Annotated in this window: 26 protein-coding genes, 2 tRNA genes and 1 rRNA gene; 21 read left to right on the forward strand and 8 right to left on the reverse strand. The window is 43.6% G+C overall.

What is annotated here, in order from left to right; translation table 11 throughout:
* Window positions 1-20: 20 nt before the first annotated feature.
* The 8 genes from rrf to tsaD all read left to right on the forward strand — a co-directional run bounded on the left by rrf (window position 21) and on the right by tsaD (window position 4,140).
* Window positions 21-136 (forward strand): 5S ribosomal RNA (rrf, locus tag ACWJJS_RS17395).
* 19 nt (window positions 137-155) lie between these two features.
* Window positions 156-232, forward strand: a tRNA-Met gene (locus ACWJJS_RS17400).
* 10 nt (window positions 233-242) lie between these two features.
* Window positions 243-319, forward strand: a tRNA-Asp gene (locus ACWJJS_RS17405).
* A gap of 182 nt (window positions 320-501) precedes the next feature.
* Window positions 502-1,479: a thiamine-phosphate kinase gene (gene thiL, locus ACWJJS_RS17410; protein WP_454023752.1), complete on the forward strand. Its 978-nt coding sequence runs from the start codon at window positions 502-504 to the stop codon at window positions 1,477-1,479.
* Window positions 1,480-1,494: 15 nt separating this feature from the next.
* Window positions 1,495-1,971 (forward strand): tRNA (adenosine(37)-N6)-threonylcarbamoyltransferase complex ATPase subunit type 1 TsaE, encoded by a 477-nt coding sequence (gene tsaE / locus ACWJJS_RS17415; protein ID WP_070081450.1) that lies wholly within the window; start codon window positions 1,495-1,497, stop codon window positions 1,969-1,971.
* Window positions 1,952-2,641 carry a tRNA (adenosine(37)-N6)-threonylcarbamoyltransferase complex dimerization subunit type 1 TsaB gene (gene tsaB, locus ACWJJS_RS17420; protein ID WP_070081451.1) on the forward strand — a complete coding sequence of 230 codons (690 nt, stop codon included), beginning with the start codon at window positions 1,952-1,954 and terminating at the stop codon, window positions 2,639-2,641. Before tsaE ends, tsaB begins: the two co-directional genes overlap by 20 nt.
* A 10-nt stretch (window positions 2,642-2,651) precedes the next feature.
* Window positions 2,652-3,107, forward strand: coding sequence for a ribosomal protein S18-alanine N-acetyltransferase (gene rimI, locus ACWJJS_RS17425; RefSeq protein ID WP_003155993.1), 456 nt, complete (start codon window positions 2,652-2,654; stop codon window positions 3,105-3,107).
* Window positions 3,100-4,140 carry a tRNA (adenosine(37)-N6)-threonylcarbamoyltransferase complex transferase subunit TsaD gene (tsaD, locus tag ACWJJS_RS17430; RefSeq protein ID WP_014304467.1) on the forward strand — a complete coding sequence of 347 codons (1,041 nt, stop codon included), beginning with the start codon at window positions 3,100-3,102 and terminating at the stop codon, window positions 4,138-4,140. The genes rimI and tsaD overlap by 8 nt, the downstream gene beginning before the upstream one ends.
* A 223-nt stretch (window positions 4,141-4,363) precedes the next feature.
* Here tsaD and ACWJJS_RS17435 read toward each other — a convergent pair whose 3' ends face one another.
* Window positions 4,364-6,292: an ABC-F family ATP-binding cassette domain-containing protein gene (locus ACWJJS_RS17435; protein ID WP_278071624.1), complete on the reverse strand. Its 1,929-nt coding sequence runs from the start codon at window positions 6,290-6,292 to the stop codon at window positions 4,364-4,366.
* A 139-nt stretch (window positions 6,293-6,431) separates the two neighbouring features.
* Here ACWJJS_RS17435 and moaC point away from each other — a divergent pair, with 139 nt between their 5' ends.
* Genes moaC through tatC form a run of 4 tightly spaced genes read left to right on the forward strand, consistent with a single transcriptional unit; the run spans window position 6,432 to window position 8,542 of the window.
* On the forward strand, window positions 6,432-6,944 hold the full coding sequence (gene moaC / locus ACWJJS_RS17440; protein ID WP_003155986.1) for a cyclic pyranopterin monophosphate synthase MoaC: 513 nt from the start codon (window positions 6,432-6,434) through the stop codon (window positions 6,942-6,944).
* Window positions 6,941-7,588: a redox-sensing transcriptional repressor Rex gene (locus ACWJJS_RS17445; RefSeq protein ID WP_013351182.1), complete on the forward strand. Its 648-nt coding sequence runs from the start codon at window positions 6,941-6,943 to the stop codon at window positions 7,586-7,588. The genes moaC and ACWJJS_RS17445 overlap by 4 nt, the downstream gene beginning before the upstream one ends.
* An 18-nt stretch (window positions 7,589-7,606) precedes the next feature.
* A complete protein-coding gene (locus tag ACWJJS_RS17450) occupies window positions 7,607-7,777 on the forward strand; it encodes a twin-arginine translocase TatA/TatE family subunit (RefSeq protein ID WP_003155981.1) in 171 nt (56 codons plus the stop codon).
* Between the two features lie 6 nt (window positions 7,778-7,783).
* Entirely contained in the window at window positions 7,784-8,542 is a 759-nt protein-coding gene (gene tatC / locus ACWJJS_RS17455) for a twin-arginine translocase subunit TatC (RefSeq protein ID WP_088005343.1), read from the forward strand.
* A 41-nt stretch (window positions 8,543-8,583) separates the two neighbouring features.
* On the opposite strand, the gene ACWJJS_RS17460 is transcribed toward tatC, so the two are convergent.
* Window positions 8,584-8,775 (reverse strand): YdiK family protein, encoded by a 192-nt coding sequence (locus ACWJJS_RS17460; RefSeq protein WP_003155975.1) that lies wholly within the window; start codon window positions 8,773-8,775, stop codon window positions 8,584-8,586.
* Entirely contained in the window at window positions 8,772-9,506 is a 735-nt protein-coding gene (locus ACWJJS_RS17465) for a CPBP family intramembrane glutamic endopeptidase (protein ID WP_015416945.1), read from the reverse strand. The genes ACWJJS_RS17460 and ACWJJS_RS17465 overlap by 4 nt, the downstream gene beginning before the upstream one ends.
* Before the next feature lie 236 nt (window positions 9,507-9,742).
* Here ACWJJS_RS17465 and groES point away from each other — a divergent pair, with 236 nt between their 5' ends.
* Both groES and groL read left to right on the forward strand, forming a co-directional pair.
* The gene (gene groES / locus ACWJJS_RS17470; RefSeq protein ID WP_013351185.1) at window positions 9,743-10,027 is read left to right on the forward strand and encodes a co-chaperone GroES; all 285 of its coding nucleotides are present in this window, start codon (window positions 9,743-9,745) and stop codon (window positions 10,025-10,027) included.
* A gap of 41 nt (window positions 10,028-10,068) precedes the next feature.
* The gene (gene groL, locus ACWJJS_RS17475; RefSeq protein WP_003155941.1) at window positions 10,069-11,703 is read left to right on the forward strand and encodes a chaperonin GroEL; all 1,635 of its coding nucleotides are present in this window, start codon (window positions 10,069-10,071) and stop codon (window positions 11,701-11,703) included.
* A 90-nt stretch (window positions 11,704-11,793) separates the two neighbouring features.
* Here the strand turns inward: groL and ACWJJS_RS17480 are convergent, their stop codons facing one another.
* The 4 genes from ACWJJS_RS17480 to ACWJJS_RS17495 all read right to left on the reverse strand — a co-directional run bounded on the left by ACWJJS_RS17480 (window position 11,794) and on the right by ACWJJS_RS17495 (window position 15,103).
* A complete protein-coding gene (locus tag ACWJJS_RS17480) occupies window positions 11,794-12,990 on the reverse strand; it encodes a tyrosine-type recombinase/integrase (protein WP_003155938.1) in 1,197 nt (398 codons plus the stop codon).
* Between the two features lie 17 nt (window positions 12,991-13,007).
* Window positions 13,008-13,514: an ImmA/IrrE family metallo-endopeptidase gene (locus ACWJJS_RS17485; RefSeq protein WP_003155936.1), complete on the reverse strand. Its 507-nt coding sequence runs from the start codon at window positions 13,512-13,514 to the stop codon at window positions 13,008-13,010.
* Window positions 13,515-13,586: 72 nt separating this feature from the next.
* Entirely contained in the window at window positions 13,587-14,498 is a 912-nt protein-coding gene (locus ACWJJS_RS17490) for an SHOCT domain-containing protein (RefSeq protein WP_454023753.1), read from the reverse strand.
* A 242-nt stretch (window positions 14,499-14,740) separates the two neighbouring features.
* Window positions 14,741-15,103 carry a helix-turn-helix domain-containing protein gene (locus tag ACWJJS_RS17495; RefSeq protein ID WP_003155933.1) on the reverse strand — a complete coding sequence of 121 codons (363 nt, stop codon included), beginning with the start codon at window positions 15,101-15,103 and terminating at the stop codon, window positions 14,741-14,743.
* A gap of 163 nt (window positions 15,104-15,266) precedes the next feature.
* Between ACWJJS_RS17495 and ACWJJS_RS17500 the strand changes: the two genes are divergently transcribed.
* Together ACWJJS_RS17500 and ACWJJS_RS17505 are read left to right on the forward strand one after the other, a co-directional pair.
* Window positions 15,267-15,494 carry a helix-turn-helix transcriptional regulator gene (locus ACWJJS_RS17500; protein WP_003155931.1) on the forward strand — a complete coding sequence of 76 codons (228 nt, stop codon included), beginning with the start codon at window positions 15,267-15,269 and terminating at the stop codon, window positions 15,492-15,494.
* Window positions 15,495-15,534: 40 nt separating this feature from the next.
* The gene (locus tag ACWJJS_RS17505; protein WP_003155930.1) at window positions 15,535-15,714 is read left to right on the forward strand and encodes a hypothetical protein; all 180 of its coding nucleotides are present in this window, start codon (window positions 15,535-15,537) and stop codon (window positions 15,712-15,714) included.
* Here ACWJJS_RS17505 and ACWJJS_RS17510 read toward each other — a convergent pair.
* Window positions 15,698-15,943 carry a hypothetical protein gene (locus ACWJJS_RS17510; protein ID WP_003155923.1) on the reverse strand — a complete coding sequence of 82 codons (246 nt, stop codon included), beginning with the start codon at window positions 15,941-15,943 and terminating at the stop codon, window positions 15,698-15,700. The genes ACWJJS_RS17505 and ACWJJS_RS17510 overlap by 17 nt on opposite strands.
* A gap of 80 nt (window positions 15,944-16,023) precedes the next feature.
* Here ACWJJS_RS17510 and ACWJJS_RS17515 point away from each other — a divergent pair, with 80 nt between their 5' ends.
* From ACWJJS_RS17515 to ACWJJS_RS17535, 5 genes are all read left to right on the forward strand, one after another.
* On the forward strand, window positions 16,024-16,338 hold the full coding sequence (locus ACWJJS_RS17515) for a hypothetical protein (RefSeq protein ID WP_003155921.1): 315 nt from the start codon (window positions 16,024-16,026) through the stop codon (window positions 16,336-16,338).
* Window positions 16,335-17,105, forward strand: a complete 771-nt coding sequence (locus ACWJJS_RS17520; RefSeq protein ID WP_003155918.1) for a phage antirepressor Ant — start codon at window positions 16,335-16,337, stop codon at window positions 17,103-17,105. The genes ACWJJS_RS17515 and ACWJJS_RS17520 overlap by 4 nt, the downstream gene beginning before the upstream one ends.
* Before the next feature lie 109 nt (window positions 17,106-17,214).
* Window positions 17,215-17,787: a helix-turn-helix domain-containing protein gene (locus tag ACWJJS_RS17525; RefSeq protein WP_003155916.1), complete on the forward strand. Its 573-nt coding sequence runs from the start codon at window positions 17,215-17,217 to the stop codon at window positions 17,785-17,787.
* Window positions 17,784-18,041 (forward strand): YqaH family protein, encoded by a 258-nt coding sequence (locus ACWJJS_RS17530; protein WP_003155914.1) that lies wholly within the window; start codon window positions 17,784-17,786, stop codon window positions 18,039-18,041. The genes ACWJJS_RS17525 and ACWJJS_RS17530 overlap by 4 nt, the downstream gene beginning before the upstream one ends.
* On the forward strand, window positions 18,038-18,241 hold the full coding sequence (locus tag ACWJJS_RS17535) for a YqaI family protein (RefSeq protein ID WP_003155912.1): 204 nt from the start codon (window positions 18,038-18,040) through the stop codon (window positions 18,239-18,241). Before ACWJJS_RS17530 ends, ACWJJS_RS17535 begins: the two co-directional genes overlap by 4 nt.
* Window positions 18,242-18,282: the final 41 nt, after the last annotated feature.

Genomic DNA, 18,282 nt, shown 5'->3' on the forward strand with positions numbered 1-18,282 from the left:
TGAGAGAACACTCTCAATGGTTTGGTGGCGATAGCGAAGAGGTCACACCCGTTCCCATGCCGAACACGGAAGTTAAGCTCTTCAGCGCCGATGGTAGTCGGGGGTTTCCCCCTGTGAGAGTAGGACGCCGCCAAGCTTTTCTAAAATTTTATCATCGCGGGGTGGAGCAGTTCGGTAGCTCGTCGGGCTCATAACCCGAAGGTCGCAGGTTCAAATCCTGCCCCCGCAACCAAAAATTAAATGGTCCGGTAGTTCAGTTGGTTAGAATGCCTGCCTGTCACGCAGGAGGTCGCGGGTTCGAGTCCCGTCCGGACCGCCATTTTTATTGTAAACGAAACGATCATGTTTTCGTTTTTTTTGTGTTTTCTTTTAAATGCTGGCAGCTTGGTATCTAACCAAGCTTTCTTTTATATCGTTAAAGTCTTGGATATTGAAACATAATCCGATACACTAGAAAGAGCTGTATTTCACAAGAGCGTCAGAAAGGGAGACGGGAGATATATGGATGAGTTTGAGTTGATTCACAGTATTACTCCGCATTCGCATTATCATCCTTCCGTCGATGTAGGGATCGGTGATGATGGTGCGGTTTATACAGCGTCACCCCATATGCAGCAAATTGTCTGCCTTGATACAATGGTGGAGAATGTCCATTTTAAATTAGAGTATTCCTCTCCTCATGATATCGGTTATAAAGCGCTTGCTGTTAACATTAGTGACGTGGCGGCGATGGGAGGCATTCCGAAGTTTTATTTGGTGTCTCTAGCGGTTCCTTCTTGCTGGCAGAAAGCTGACGTCCAGGCAATGTATGAAGGGATGGCGGAACTGGCGAAACTATATCAAATGGATTTGATCGGGGGAGATACCGTCTCCGCTTCCGGTCAAGCCGTAATTACCGTTACTGTCATCGGAGAAGTTGAGAAGGATTGCGCTTGTCTGCGAAGCTCGGCAAGACCCGGAGATGTTGTGTTTGTTACGGGGGATATCGGCTCGTCCGCAGCAGGACTGTCTCTTTTGTTGGGAGAAACACTTTCTTCTGCTTTTCACACGAGTGATTATTTTATCCGAAAACATAAACGGCCCGTTCCGAGAGTTCAAGTCGGCCGCTTCTGCTCTCAGCTTCAGCGCGCGGCTCTGAATGATATCAGTGACGGATTGGCCAGTGAGCTGCATGAAATAGCTGCGGCAAGTTCAGTTACGATAGAAATTGAAGAACAACTTCTGCCGGTGCATCCGGATTTGCCTGAGGCAGATTCCGAGTGGAAGAAATGGGTGTTATTCGGCGGTGAAGATTTTGAATTGGTTGGAACGGTTTCTCAGCAAGAGTGGATTTCTCTGCTTGATTACTGCACTCAATCGGGCATTCCGATTGCGAAGATAGGAGCGGTATCTGAACGGAAGGAAGCATGTGTTCTTTTGACAGCCAATGATCAGAGACAAATCGTCCTTGAGAAAAAAGGATACAATCATTTTAAATAAGACGGGTGACTCACTTTGAAGACATTACAATGGAGAACGAAAAACCCCGAAGAAACGAAAGCCGTAGCCAAGCTTGCCGCTTCTTTGGCAAAGCCGGGAGACATTTTGACACTGGAAGGCGACTTAGGCGCGGGAAAAACGACTTTTACAAAGGGTTTTGCCGAAGGACTGGGAATCACGAGAGTGGTAAACAGCCCGACTTTTACAATTATAAAAGAATACCATGACGGTTCGATTCCTCTATATCATATGGATGTGTATCGTATGGAGGATGAAAGCGAAGACTTAGGGCTTGAAGAATATTTTGAGGGACAAGGCGTCTGTTTAATTGAATGGGCTCATTTAATTCAGGATCAGCTGCCTGCTGAACGGCTGCAGATCGTCATCAAGAGAGCCGGTGATGAGGCAAGGGACATTACCTTTACGGCTTTCGGAACACGGTATGAAACGCTTTGTGAGGAGATAAATAAACATGACAATACTGGCAATTGATACGTCAAATTACACGCTGGGTGCCGCGCTCGTTCGAGAGAAAACGGTGATGGCGGAGTATATTACATATTTAAAAAAGAATCATTCCGTGCGGGCGATGCCTGCTGTCAATTCATTGCTGAAGGATTGCGGCCTGACACCGCAGGACCTTACGAAAATAGCGGTGGCGAAAGGACCGGGATCGTACACAGGTGTCAGAATCGGTGTGACGCTGGCAAAAACATTGGCATGGTCGCTGAAGCTTCCGGTTTCCGCTGTCTCGAGCCTGGAGGTGCTGGCGGCTAACGGACGGCACTTTCAAGGACTGATCTGCCCGTTATTTGATGCCCGGCGCGGACAGGTATATACGGGACTTTATGAATATCAGGACGGCCGATTACAATCCGTTCTTCCTGATCAGAATGTCCTTTTGACTGATTGGCTCGGCATGCTGAAAGAAAAAGCGTCTCCGGTTTTATTTTTAGGGCACGATACAGCCATTCATGAAGAAACCATTCTGCATGAAATGACATCTCAAGCAGTGATAGGAACGGCTGCACAGCATAATCCGCGGCCGTCAGAGCTGGCGTTTTTAGGCTTGGAAAAAGAAGAAACGGATGTCCACAGCCTTGTTCCGGATTATTTGCGTCTGGCAGAGGCTGAAGCGAAATGGATGGAATCTCAAAAATAGGGTGATAGGGATGAAAACGAAAACGGCGATTCGAAGCATGCGGCCGGAAGATATTGATCAAATTTATGAAATTGAAACAGCATCCTTTACTTCTCCATGGACGAAGGATTCATTTTATCATGAGCTTTTGGAAAATCCGTATGCCCACTACCTTGTTATTGAAAAGGACGGCTGTCTGGCGGGGTATTGCGGAATCTGGATTATTATAGATGACGCGCAGATTACGAACATAGCCATTAAGCCGGAATATCGGGGCCAATCGTTGGGAGAAGCGCTGTTTCGCTCTGCGATAGAATTGTGCAGAGAAAAAAAGGCAAGAAGGCTCTCTCTCGAAGTCAGGGTCTCAAATCATCCCGCCCAATCCTTATATAAGAAATTCGGTCTTCAGGCCGGAGGAATCAGAAAACAATACTATACAGATAACGGGGAAGACGCGTTATTAATGTGGGTGACATTACATGAGTGAAAAACAAGATATTTATGTATTAGGAATCGAAACAAGCTGTGATGAAACTGCGGCCTCAGTCGTGAAAAACGGAAAAGACATCATTTCAAACGTTGTCGCTTCTCAAATTGAAAGCCATAAACGTTTCGGCGGGGTCGTGCCTGAAATAGCGTCCAGACATCATGTGGAGCAGATTACCCTTGTGATTGAGGAAGCTCTTTCAAAGGCGGAGATGGGCTTTGATGATCTTGATGCGATTGCTGTAACGGAAGGACCCGGACTTGTCGGAGCCCTGTTAATCGGAGTCAATGCGGCAAAGGCGTTAAGCTTTGCCCATCAAATACCGTTAGTCGGCGTCCATCACATTGCGGGCCATATTTATGCAAACAGGCTGATAGGAGAGCTTCAGTTCCCGGCGCTTGCTTTGGTTGTGTCAGGCGGACATACGGAATTGGTTTATATGAAAGAGCACGGTTCATTCGAGGTTATCGGTGAAACGCTGGATGATGCCGCAGGCGAAGCTTACGACAAAGTGGCAAGAACGATGGGGCTTCCCTATCCGGGAGGGCCGCAGATTGATAAGCTAGCTGCTGCGGGAACGGATTCCATTCCGCTTCCGCGTGCGTGGCTGGAAGAAGGGTCTTACAATTTCAGCTTCAGCGGCCTGAAATCAGCCGTGATTAACACGCTTCATAACGCCTCGCAAAAAAATGAGGTGATTCCTCCGGAGGATCTTGCCGCAAGCTTTCAGCAGAGTGTCATTGATGTACTGACGGCAAAAACCTCTAAGGCCGCGAAAGAATACGGGGTTAAACAAGTGCTGCTTGCAGGGGGCGTAGCCGCTAACAAAGGGCTGAGAGCCGCACTGCAGCGGGAATTCAGCCATTCAGGAGATCCCGAGCTTGTCATCCCGCCGCTTTCTTTATGCACGGACAATGCAGCGATGATTGCGGCTGCCGGAACCGTTGCTTTTGAAAAGGGGATCCGGGGCTCGTACGATATGAACGGACAGCCCGGTTTGGAATTAACATCCTTTGATCGTCTCACGTTGTAAAACGTGAGGCTTTTTTTTACTTATTAACAGATAATTCTAACATATCCACAGGATTGTGAATATATTCAGAAATCCAGTCTGGATAAGGGACTGTAAGTTGTTAGTAAAGTGGATAAAGTCAGAAAATTTTGTGGATAGTGTGTATAAAGCGCTTACTTAAATGGCTGACAAGGAGGATAGCTGTGGATAAAAAAGCACCCCTTAAAGAGGTGCTTGACTTTTTCTATTCTTCTGAGGAGAGTTCCTCCCATTCTGCTAATAAGTTTTCGAGCTCTTGATTCAGGGCTTCATTCTCCGCGTGAATGGTCTGTACTTTTTCATGATCCTGATACACGTCAGGGTCGCACAGCAGCTCCTCATTGGCACTGATTTTCTCTTCGGCGGATGAGACGGCCGCTTCGATTTCTTCAATGCGTCTCAGGCGCTGCCGTTCTTTCTTCTTCCATTCTTTTTCTTCCTCGTAAGTTCTTTTCGTATCCTGTTTGACCTTGCCGGCAGGCTGAGCCTGCTCCTTTTCCTGCCGCTTCATTTCTTCCAGTTCCAGCTGCTGTGCTTTTTTCTCGGTGTAATAGTCATAGTCTCCCAAATATTCTTCTGCATGATCAGGTGACAGCTCCAGCACTCTTGTGGCGATCCTGTTAATAAAGTAGCGGTCATGCGATACAAATAACAGTGTTCCCGGGTAGTCGATCAGGGCGTTTTCCAGCACCTCTTTACTGTCCAGGTCAAGGTGGTTTGTCGGCTCATCAAGGATGAGAAAGTTTGCTTTTTGAAGCATCAGCTTGGCAAGCGCGACTCTTGCTTTCTCCCCGCCGCTTAACGAACGGACCGGTTTCAGGACATCGTCTCCGCTGAACAGAAAGTTGCCGAGGCATGTTCTGATTTCTTTTTCCGGCATGTCCGGATATTCTTCCCACAGCTCGTCCAGCACGCGTTTGGACGATGTCAGTTCAGCCTGCTCCTGATCGTAATAGCCGATTGTGACATTGGAACCGTACGTGATCGACCCGGATTCCGGACTGATCGTGTTCATAATCGTTTTCAGCAAGGTTGATTTGCCGATTCCGTTCGGTCCGACGAGGGCGGCGCTTTCGCCTCTTGTAATGCCGAAGGTCAGGTTTTTCAAGAGCGGCGGCTGGCCGTCATAGCTGATGGAAACATCCTGTACGCGCAGGACGTCGTTTCCGCTCTGTTTTGTAATGTCAAAACGGAAGGCGGCGGATTTCTCATCCCCGAGCGGCTTGGCCATGACGTCCATCCGTTCAAGCTGTTTTCGTCTGCTTTGGGCTCTTTTCGTTGTAGAAGCTCTGGCCAGATTGCGGTCGACAAAATCTTGAAGCTTGGCGATTTCGTCCTGCTGTTTTTCATACAGCTTCAGGTCTTTCTCATACTGCTCGGCTTTTTGTTCTAAATAGGCGCTGTAGTTGCCGAGGTATTTTTTGCTTTCTGTCCGGGAGACCTCGTACACTTGGCTGACGACTTTATCAAGAAAGTATCTGTCGTGGGAAACGATCAGGATTGCGCCTGAATATCCCTGTAAATAATGCTCAAGCCATGTAAGCGTATCGATGTCGAGATGGTTCGTCGGTTCATCCAGAATAAGCAGATCAGGCTGGGTCAGCAGCAGTTTTCCGAGCGCAAGCCTTGTTTTCTGACCGCCGCTCAGGCTTTGCACTTTCACGGAATCGTCAAATTTTCCGAAGCCGAGTCCGTGAAGGATAGATCGGACGTCCGCTTCATATTGATAGCCGCCTTTATCCTTGAAATCCTGCTGAAGCCTGTCATAGGTTTTCATCAGCGTCTCAAGCTCCGCCGGGGCGGCCGTGGCCATCTTTTCTTCAATAGAGCGCATCTCTTTTTCCATTGCTTTCAGGAAATCAAAAACGCTCAGCAGTTCTTCTTTTATGGTAAGCTGGGATTCCAAGCCAGTGTGCTGGGCAAGATATCCCATCGTTAATTCTTTCGGTTTGATTAATTCACCCTTTTCATATGAAAGGTGACCTGCGATAATTTTAAGGAGAGTTGATTTGCCGGCTCCGTTTCTGCCTACTATGGCGATGCGATCCCGAGATCTGACTTCAAGCTTTATATTGTTTAAAATAGGATCAGCGCCAAAAGATTTGGATAGCTGATTAATTTGTAAGATCATCATATTATTTCACCTCTGTTATAATAAGTTAAGTGTAGCTTATCAACCTGCTGTCAGCAAACAATACATCAGAATTGGAACATTATAGGATAAGACATCAGGGAGAAAATAGTGTATGATCAGAAGTAAGGAGAGTTTAAATATGAATGGATTTTCTCATTTTAATGAAGAAGGCCGTGCCCGCATGGTGGATATAAGCGATAAATCTTCAACAGTCCGTACTGCCGCTGCGATATCCAGCGTACACATGAAGCATGACGTGTACAGCAGAATCAAAAACCGCGAGATCGGAAAAGGAGACGTGCTGGCTGTCGCACAGGTGGCAGGAATTATGGCCGCAAAGCAGACGTCAGCGATTATTCCGATGTGCCACCCGCTTTCTTTAAGCAGCGTCGACATTTCATTCGGCTGGGAGGAAAAGGATTCCGAAGCCGTTCTTCATATACAGGCAAGCGTAAAAACGAAAGGGAGTACAGGTGTGGAAATGGAAGCGCTAACTTCCGCTTCAGTCTGCGCTTTGACCGTGTATGACATGTGCAAGGCGCTGGATAAAGGAATGGTCATCGGCCCGACCTGCCTCATGGAAAAAACAGGAGGCAAAAACGGTGATTTTAAAAGAGATGCATCTGAGTATAAAGTGGAGGACCAATCATGAACAAGGATCAATCAAAAATTCCACAGGCGACGGCAAAAAGGCTGCCGCTTTATTATCGCTTTTTAAAGAATTTACACGCCTCAGGAAAGCAGCGCGTTTCATCAGCTGAACTGAGCGACGCGGTAAAAGTCGATTCGGCCACGATCCGCCGGGATTTTTCCTATTTCGGGGCGCTCGGCAAAAAAGGATACGGCTATAATGTGGATTACCTGCTGTCATTTTTCAGAAAAACACTGGATCAGGATGAAACGACGAACGTCATTTTGATCGGTGTCGGGAATTTAGGGACGGCGTTTCTTCACTATAATTTCACAAAAAATAATAACACAAAAATATCTATGGCTTTTGATGTAAATCAGAGTAAAATAGGAACTGAGGTAGGCGGTGTGCCTGTCTTTGATCTTGATGATTTAGAGCTTCACATAAAGGATGAACCCGTGGCGATTCTTACCGTTCCGGCGGTTGCCGCCCAGTCAATCACCGACCGGCTCGTGGCGCTCGGAATCAAGGGAATCCTTAACTTTACGCCGGCCCGTTTGAATGTGCCGGATCACATTCGAATTCATCATATAGATTTAGCTGTAGAGCTTCAATCATTGGTTTATTTCTTGAAGCATTATTCTGTTTTGGAAGAAATTGAATAGCGAAAGGAGGAGCTGCACATGATCGGTCCTGGAAGCCTGGCGGTTATCGGTGTGGTGGCGGTAATTATTTTCGGTCCGAAGAAGCTTCCCGAATTAGGAAAAGCGGCGGGGGACACGCTTCGTGAATTTAAGAACGCTACTAAGGGATTAGCCGGTGAAGAAGAGGAAAAAAAGAAAGAAGAACAGTAAGATAGGATGACGCGTATGAGAGTGAATCAAATGACGCTTGTGGAGCATATTGCCGAACTTCGGAAACGATTGCTGATTGTGGCGTTATCCTTTACGGTTTTCTTTATTGCCGGCTTTTTTCTGGCAAAACCTATCATTGTGTATCTTCAAAAAGCCGATGAAGTAAAAGAGCTCACCCTTAATGCTTTTAACCTGACGGATCCGCTGTTTATCTTTTTGCAGTTCGCGTTTATCATCGGCATCATTTTGACTTCGCCGATTATTCTCTATCAGATTTGGGCGTTTGTCAGCCCGGGTCTGTATGAGAAGGAGCGCAAAGTAACACTCAGCTATATTCCGATTTCGATCGTGCTGTTTGTCGGCGGTGTGTCGTTTTCTTATTATATTTTATTTCCGCTGGTCGTTGATTTTATGAAGCGGGTCTCGAATGACCTGGATGTCAACCAGGTGATCGGGATCACCGAATACTTTCATTTTCTGCTGCAGCTGACGATTCCGTTCGGGCTGCTGTTTCAGATGCCGGTGCTGATCATGTTTTTAACGAGACTCGGTGTTATCACGCCGATGTTTTTATCGAAGATCAGGAAGTACGCATATTTTGTGCTGCTCGTGATCGCCGCGATGATTGCGCCGCCTGAGCTGCTGTCTCACTTGATGATTACCATTCCGCTTTGCATTTTATACGAAATCAGTATCCTGATTTCAAAAGCGGCGTATCGGAAAAGGCAGACCGGCAGTGAATCTGACCAGGACGTATCAGCATAAAAAAAGCCATTTCTCAATGATGAGAAATGGCTTTTCTTTTATTATTTTTGATTTTTCTTCACTTTAAATGAGAAGGCGAACATTTTAAACGAGATGCTGATATTATAAGCGGCGAAAACCATCAGCAGTATGGAATAAAAAGACCACATGCTTCCCGGAGAGCTTGCGGCCAAATACGTAAAGATACAGCCGACTGCGAAATAAATCAAGCCCCAAGTCATTGGGTTCCTCATACAAACAATCCTCCAATAATTAATTGCATTTGCTCACTATGCTGTTCAATATATTTTTGGGCGGGGCCGAGCTGCATGACCACGACAATGGTATTCATCATGACATGGGCGAATATCGGCACAATAATCCGTTTCGTCTGCACATACAAGAACGCAAAGGTAAAGCCCATGGCCGTATACAGCAGCAGGTGCGTGAGGTCTTGATGCACAATGCCGAAGATGACGGAACTGATCAGTCCGGCGATAAAGAAATTCGTTTTTTCATATAATACACCGAAGATGATCTTCCGGAAAATGATTTCTTCAAGAATCGGCCCGACGATAGAAGAAACGATAATCATGAGCGGCATGGCTTTAATAATGTTGAGAATGGCTTTCGTGTTTTCGGAACCGCTGTCCACGTGAAAGACATACTGCTCAATCATCCCGGCGATTCCCTGAGAAAATAAAGCGAGCCATATTCCCGCGACCGCCCAGAGAACGGACATGCCGGCGGATGCTTTCTTCCCGTTTCTTAATGTCTGCTTCGGCGCGGTTCTCAATATCAAGAGAACGATAATCAGGCAGATAAAAAAGCTTACGACGGAATAAATCCCCTGAGCCATGGTGAGATTCGCATTCGTAGGGTGCCCGCCCGCATAGCCGAATTTGTACATTAAAGGAATGCCGATCAATGCGGAAAGCTGCATGATAACATATGTCAAAATGATATACCAATACTGTTTTCTCAAATGATATGTACTCCTTTATCCTATAAAATCAACTTATTTGTTCTTATTGTAACACAAGTGAACTTGACGTGAAAAAAGGAGAAAATCAGTGTGAGAGAGAATCATGTAAGCGTGAAAATTTTTTATTCTTATGACTTGAAATTGGAAGTGAGATTCTTTATTATAATAACTGTGTTAGCACTCTTTAGAGCTGAGTGCTAAAATTACATATTCATACTATTGAGGAGGTTATTACATTGTTAAAGCCATTAGGTGATCGCGTTGTCATTGAACTCGTAGAATCTGAAGAAAAAACTGCCAGCGGAATCGTATTACCGGATTCTGCAAAAGAAAAGCCGCAAGAAGGCAAAATCGTGGCAGCCGGTTCAGGTCGCGTGTTGGAAAGCGGAGAGCGCGTTGCTTTAGAAGTAAAAGAGGGCGACCGCATTATCTTCTCAAAATACGCCGGTACTGAAGTGAAATACGAAGGTGCTGAATACTTAATCTTACGTGAAAGCGACATTTTAGCTGTAATCGGCTAAGCAAATAAATATTTTTAAAAATTCGAGGAGGTTTCGTTAACATGGCAAAAGATATTAAGTTTAGTGAAGAAGCACGCCGCGCTATGCTTCGCGGTGTCGATGCGCTTGCTGACGCTGTAAAAGTAACTTTAGGGCCAAAAGGACGCAACGTGGTTCTGGAGAAAAAATTCGGTTCTCCGTTAATTACAAATGACGGTGTAACAATCGCAAAAGAAATTGAACTTGAAGACGCGTTTGAAAACATGGGTGCGAAGCTTGTAGCTGAAGTAGCCAGCAAAACAAACGACGTTGCCGGTGACGGTACAACAACTGCAACAGTTCTTGCGCAGGCTATGATCCGTGAAGGCCTGAAAAACGTAACTGCGGGAGCTAACCCTGTCGGCGTACGTAAAGGTATGGAACAAGCTGTAACTGTTGCAATCGAAAACTTAAAAGAAATTTCTAAGCCGATCGAAGGCAAAGAGTCTATCGCTCAGGTTGCTGCGATCTCTGCTGCTGATGAGGAAGTCGGAAGCCTTATCGCTGAAGCAATGGAGCGCGTAGGAAACGACGGCGTCATCACAATCGAAGAGTCTAAAGGCTTCACAACTGAGCTTGAAGTTGTGGAAGGTATGCAATTCGACCGCGGATATGCATCTCCTTACATGGTGACTGACTCTGATAAGATGGAAGCGGTTCTTGACAATCCTTACATCTTAATCACAGACAAAAAAATCACAAACATTCAAGAAATCCTTCCTGTGCTTGAGCAAGTTGTACAGCAAGGCAAACCGTTGCTTCTGATCGCTGAAGATGTTGAAGGTGAAGCTCTTGCTACACTCGTTGTCAACAAACTTCGCGGCACATTCAACGCTGTTGCCGTTAAAGCTCCTGGCTTCGGTGACCGCCGTAAAGCAATGCTTGAAGACATCTCTGTTCTTACAGGCGGAGAAGTAATCACAGAAGACTTAGGCCTTGACCTGAAATCTACTGAAATCGGACAATTGGGACGCGCTTCTAAAGTTGTGGTAACGAAAGAAAACACAACAATCGTAGAAGGCGCCGGCGACACTGAAAAAATCGCTGCACGCGTCAACCAAATCCGCGCTCAAGTGGAAGAAACAACTTCTGAATTCGACAGAGAAAAATTACAAGAGCGTCTTGCGAAACTTGCCGGCGGCGTAGCTGTCATCAAAGTCGGCGCTGCGACTGAAACTGAGCTGAAAGAGCGTAAACTTCGCATCGAAGACGCCCTCAACTCAACTCGCGCAGCTGTTGAAGAAGGCATCGTATCCGGCGGTGGTACAGCGCTTGTCAACGTATACAACAAAGTCGCTGCAGTGGAAGCTGAAGGCGATGCGCAAACAGGTATCAACATCGTGCTTCGCGCGCTTGAAGAGCCGATCCGTCAAATCGCACACAATGCAGGTCTTGAAGGATCTGTCATCGTTGAGCGCCTGAAAAACGAAAAAATCGGCGTAGGCTTCAACGCTGCAACCGGCGAATGGGTAAACATGATCGAAAAAGGTATCGTTGACCCGACAAAAGTTACACGTTCAGCCCTGCAAAACGCAGCTTCTGTAGCAGCAATGCTCTTAACAACTGAAGCCGTTGTCGCTGACAAACCGGAAGAAAACGCCGGCGGCGCAGGAATGCCTGACATGGGCGGCATGGGCGGTATGGGCGGCATGATGTAATCAAACGGAAAAAACCCTTGATACACCAAGGATTTGACCGTTTTTCATCACCCCAATTAGCCGAAAAAATAACAAAAAAATAACATTTATTTATGAAATCCCGAAATTGAGGATGTTTCCAAAAGTCTGCTGGACTTTGTGGGAGGCATCCTCTTTCATTTTTTTGGTTACATGAGTATAAATCTTCATTGTTGTTTTCATGTCGTCATGCCCAACTCTTTCCATTACAGTTGGCAAGTCAACTTTTGCCTCGGCCAGCATGCTGATATACGTGTGTCTAAATATATGGGGAGTAGCATGTTTTTTAATTGATGTTTTTTCCAGTATTCTTTCCATTCTTACAATGATATTTTTTGGTAAAAAGGGATAGCCATTCTCACGAGCAAATAGGAAATTACCGTCGTGGTATTCGCTTGGATCAATCCTGGACTGTAGGCGCAACTTCTTTTGTTTGGTTACATGTGCCTTCAATATATCTATTATCTGATCGTCGAGAGTGATAGTTCGCACCGATCCGGCTGTTTTCGGCGGAGTTAATTCATAATTTCTCATATTGTTATCTTCGGAATATATGGTTTTAGTGATACGCAGCTCTTTTGTTTCAAAATTTATATCAGGAAGTTTGAGGGCGCACATTTCCCCTGAACGCATGCCTGTAAAAGCGAGCAAGTAAAATCGTTCAAGGTCCATTTCCAAACCATGGACTTTTACTGCTAAGAGGAACTCTTCAAGTTCTTCCCTTTCAAGATATTTTTGCTCTATTTTACTACTTTCAATATCTTCTACTGTCATTCTCTTTTTAGGAACTACAGCGCCAGCCACTGGATTATCTTTTAAAAGCTTCACCTTTACAGCGTATTTAAAAATCATTCCGGCTGTCGTATGCACACCACTAATGGTGGTACGGGCATATTCTTGATCAGTGAGATCGTTGAGTATTTTTTGATATTTTCTTCCTGTTACCTGAGCGATATTGATTTTAGCGATATACCGGTTTAAGATGTTAATTTCTTTCCTTCGAATACGCAGAGTTGCTTTTTTCTTTCCTGTGAGAGCATATTCGTTCAACCATTCGGCAGCAAGCTTTTCGAAAGTCATTTTTTTAACAACTGATTCATCAATGCCATCTTCTTTTAAGGCATCAATAGCATCTCTAACTCTTTGTTCAGCTTCTTTTTTTGTTTTGCCACGCCGCGCAATTTGTTTGCGTTTACCGGTAACGGGATCACGAGGTCCGTCACCAACAGCCAGCCATTTTTTACCCTTGATCAATTCCTCTGTATACATTTTGTCACCCCAATTTTTCAATGAATAGTTTTAAAGAGCTGTTTATACATCAAGAATGAGAACTGTTTTCTTGTATACATATCGAGCCGTTTAGCAGCAAATTGATATGTAACATTAAAGGTATCACCTATTAATTTTATAACCTCTGATTTCATGCGTGGCAACGAAATCTTTTCAAGCATAAAACTAGGTACACAGAAATGATACATAAAGCTATTAGCCTGATACTCTTGCAACTGGCGAAACATACGATTCATGTTGAACTGGTTTCCGCAATGTTTAATCACATGCCCTAGCTCATGAACAAAGTCTTGCCACTGTTCTTGCGGAGAGGCTCGAGCATCAAGGACAACGCTATACTCACCGTTAATTTGAAACATGCAGCTTTCTCTTTGCTCATAATGCAGCCAGATACGAAATGCCGCGGCAATCCTTTCTAAATCAATGTCTTCAGGAGTCTCAATATTTAATTTGTAATAGATTTTTTTCACTTCTTCTTCAAGATACGATAACTGGATTGACATTAAAAACACCACCATGTAGGGAATGTATGTTCTGTTTTTGGTGTGAAAGAAAAGCCCGAGGAAGAAGGGCTGTCATAAATTCAATAGCTGTTTCTTTTTAATTTCATATTCTTCTTGAGTGATAGCATCCATATCCAACAATTCTTTATATTTTTTCAATTCATCAGCTGCAGATACAGTAGGGGCAGGAGCTGGTGGTATTGTTGGAGCTGGAATAGACTGATGCTCTTCTATGTATTTTTGAATTTCTAAAACCATAGGCAGTTCATTTGTGCCAAAAGTGAAGGAGTTATCGTCTTGTATTGCGTCCCAGAGTCCACTTGTTTCATTAGCAGCTGGCGTTAAAAATTGAAAATAGCCTGAGGTTACTAATCCAGGTTTTTTTATTTGAAGCCCGGACAGTTCGCTGATTCTATAAGATTTCTCCCCACTATACCCTCGTGTGATAGTGTTAACAGCGCCTTTTCTTGCTACTCTTATATAGTTTCCATCAAGTGTGATTGTTGTTTTTGCTGATTTAAAATAGTATTCTTTAGTTTCTTTCTTTAAATCCTCTTTTTCACTTTCGTATCTTTCCTCATTGCCAGAGATTTTTGATTCAACATATTTGATAAAGCCGTCAATATCACCTTCTGATATTGAATTGATGTTTAAGTCTTCTTCGGCTGTTTTAAAATCAATCTTATGTCCAATTAATGGCTTGCGACTGGCAGTAATTTTAATTATTTCTTTATAGGGCCAATTCTTTAAAATTGGTTTTTTCTTTTTCAAGACAATGAAATATACTTGATTTTCTGTAGCAATAAAATGCCCCCATGTCGCGTCACTCTTCATAGTTCCGCAAACGAGTTCATGAATTGTTTCATTTCTTTCATCAATCAGAGGTTTAGCTGCTTCATAAGTTTTCAAGAAATTTTTAGAAGCCTTCATGCGTTTTTTAAACTGACAGTTATAGATTTCGCCATTTTCCATCAAAAAAGACAAATTTAATTTCCCCTTTATAAGTAATACACTTGAGTATATTTTTTTCTGATCAGATCCCGTTTGAATCCAGATGCAATCCAGATGAGAAAGAATTCTATTTCCCTTGATATAATTGGCTTCAACCTACTGGTGAAAAATTCTTTTCCGATCCAGTTCGGTTCTAATCCCGATCCAATCCTGATCTTATTAGTAAACAGAAATAACATAATAACAATAATATAAATAAAGGTTTCGGCAGTTAGTTACTTTTTAGGCTTACGGCCTTCACGTTCTTCTTTCTCTTTGAGGTACTTTATAAAATCAATTGCTTGTTTTTGTCTTTCTTCTGAGAAGTCACTCGCTTCTCTAAAGGCGATCTGTAGATCAGGATCATCAAAAAGGTCATTATTAAAAGTAGGTTCTTTGCCAGTTAGGAGATAATCAGTTGTTACACCATACAAACTTGCAAGTCTAACGAGCATTTCTCCATCTGGTTTCCTTAAACCGTACTCCCAGTTCGCATATGTAGACATTGTTTTAATACCTAATTTTTTTGCGACGAAAGATTTGCTCCAGCCTTTCTTTTCTCTTAATTCAGTTAAGATTTTCCCTGTTATATTATCCATTATTATACACCTTTTTTTATTTGGTGTGTAAATTTTAACACGGTTTACACACAAGAGATAATTACTTACACAAAAAGAATAAAAACATGTTGACTTACCCTTATTGTGTATATTATTATGTATTTAACGAGTTACACGAAAAGAGTAAGGTGGTGAGTTAATAGTGCTAGAAAAATTACGGGCTACAAGACTTTCTCAAGGAAAGACCCAAACTTTTATGGCAAAAAAGCTTGGCTATAGATACGCAAGCGGTTATGCAAATATAGAAATGGGGCGTACAAAGCCAAGTCTTGAAAAAGCACACCAAATATCCGAGTTACTGAATGAAGAAGTCGATGAGCTTTTTTTTAATGAAAAGTTACACAAAAAGGGTAACGGGAAAACTGCTTAGGAATGAAAGTTACAAAAAAACAGTATAGGAGGTCGAAGTTATGGATCAAAAAAAGCTGGAACAAATTAAAAATTTGTTGAATGGTATGTCCCAATCCGAGTGGAGCCGTGTTAAACAACATGTCGATGTACTGTTCAGTTCTAAAGCCGCCAAATTGCAGTTTGACGACCCAGAACTGTTAGAAGCTAACCTTAAACGTGAATTTAGGATGAATACTTGATTTGGATAAACATTGGGTGAATGCGATATTCAGCATTTTTGTAATAAATATTAACGTAATCTTGCTGATACATCGTGTGCTCTTCTTTAGAATTAGGGCTCCAAATTGAAGCACCTTCTTCCCACCATATGTATGGAGAAGACATAGATTCACCTATTTTGCAGTCCGGATCACTAGTCAAGTCAACCCATTCACCACAAAGGCAAGCGTAAACCTTAGTAGAAGCCATTAAATCTCACCACCTTCCATGCATATTTTACCACATGAAAGTGAGAGATTATAAAGCTCATTGTAAAGGAGGTTTTTTATATGTTCACTATGCAATACGATGAGAAATTCATTGAACAGATAGCTGCCAAAATTGCTGATAGAGCAACAGACATGCTGGTAGAGCGGCTCAGCTCTTTGAACGAGCTTCCTCACATCTTGACGAGAACTGAAGCGATGGAGGTGCTGCGGTGCGGTCCCACTAAAATGGCGGAACTGATGGCCCGTCCGGATTTTCCGGTTAACGAAGAATGTGGCAAAAAAATCCCTACGACTTTGCTTTTTAAATGGATTGAGAGCAACACGCGTTGGGTTGCTGAGAACACCGCATACTATCAGAAAGGAGCTTCGGCATGAATAATTTACAAACATTCAAAAATGAAATTTTCGAAGTTGCAGCCAAAATTGAGAATGATCAAATCCTTTTTGATGCCGAGCAAGTTGCTCGTAACTTAGGCCTCACTACCGTTGCCAAAAGTGGCAACGTAACAATCCGATGGAGCCGTGTGAATACTTACCTTCCGGATAACTTTCCAGAAGTAGAGAAAGGTGATTTTATTCCTGAACCATTGGTGTACAAGCTGGCTTTTAGAGCATCTAATCAAATTGCCGAACAATTTCAAGATTGGTTAGCCTTTGAAGTTATACCCACAATCAGAAAAACCGGGGGATATGTCGCAAATGATGAACAGTTCATTCAGACGTATTTGTCCAACGCAGACGAAAATACCAAATTATTTTTCAAAACAACTCTTCACGCACTAAAGGAGCAAAATAAGCAAATTGAATCTATGAAGCCAAAAGCTCTTTTCGCCGAAGCCGTGGAAGCATCTGAATCATCTGTGCTTGTTGGCGAGTTAGCGAAAATCATTCAACAGAACGGCGTAAAGATTGGACCTAACAAGTTATTTCAATGGCTCCGTGATAATGGTTATTTAATTCGTAAGACAGGCGAGTCTTTCAATCTACCAACACAGCGAAGTATGGATTTGGGTCTCTTTGAAATTAAGAAGAGAACAATGAATAACCCTGATGGTTCAATTAGAACTACCCGAACGCCAAAGGTTACGGGAAAAGGTCAGATTTATTTTGTGAATAAATTCATTTCATCAGAAACAGCTTGAAACAATCTCCACAAATTTGGGGAGATTAATGTTCGAGAAAAGGACTAGCTTGTCCCTTCATTAATTAAATTTTACCAGTGAACAACTGGATATATCAGGAGGCAAACATATGGAGAACAACCCATACAATTTGCATAATCTACCCCGGATCATGCGTAGTGTCCGCAAAGCGGCAGGACTTGCACAGTATCAGATCGGTAATTTGATAGGGGGAAAGGATCAGCGATATGTTTCGGACGTTGAAAATGGATTCAGTAAGCTTACCCCGGAATTATGCATTAAGTGGTTTGAGGCGTGCGAGGCATACGAACATATTGATCTGGTACATTATCTCTTCAAATTGCACCCGACGACGGCGGCGCCAATTGATCCAGCACTTAACGAGAGTGCAAGCGCGGCGGTAATCAATATGATTCACCAGCTTGAAGAAGCATTACAAGCAACAAGGCATTTAGCGCGCTGGTTGGCAAACGATAGGCCAGGCCGACAACCTGAAGAACTGCCCATGGCCGATATAAAGCAGATTTTTGATCTGATCCCAGCAAATAAAACGCTGATATATTCGCTGGCCCGTAGTCATGGACTGAACATGAAGGAACTGGCCGAAAGGTGGACGCGGAAAGCGCTAATGAGTCAGGTTGCAATGGCGAAAACAGAAGAAAGGCAGGCGGTGCTGGTATGAAAATCAATCAGTTTCTTAAAGCAGATGCAGATTCAGCAAAAAGGAAAATCGAGTCGGCGGAAAGGCTCTCTATCATGCTTGCGGAGGCGTTGCGGGATGGCGATTATGAAGAAGCTATCAGTCTTGCAGGGAGCATCAAGGTTCTTACAGAGGATATAAACCGGCTGACGAATAAAGGGCGCTTACATCAAACTGTCTTAAATATGGCGGCCCGCGGGATTCACCTGAGTGTTGTAAGTAGGTGTTCACAATGAATATTGAAAATCCGATGGTCTTGAACAACTGGCATGACAAACTGACTGAGCCGGACACGCAAAAGGATTACTTTGGGGATGAAGTAACGGCTTTCGATGATTACGTGATAGATAGTGCTGAGGGTGAAATCATCTTGAGGGAAAACCTTGAGCGGTATCTGAAGGAGCATCTTGGTTTTGAATTTAAAAATGAGCAATAAAAAAGCCCACTTGGCAGAGTGGACTAGGTAAGGCGTTTTGA

The sequence above is a fragment of the Bacillus sp. JK106 genome, assembly GCF_053663355.1.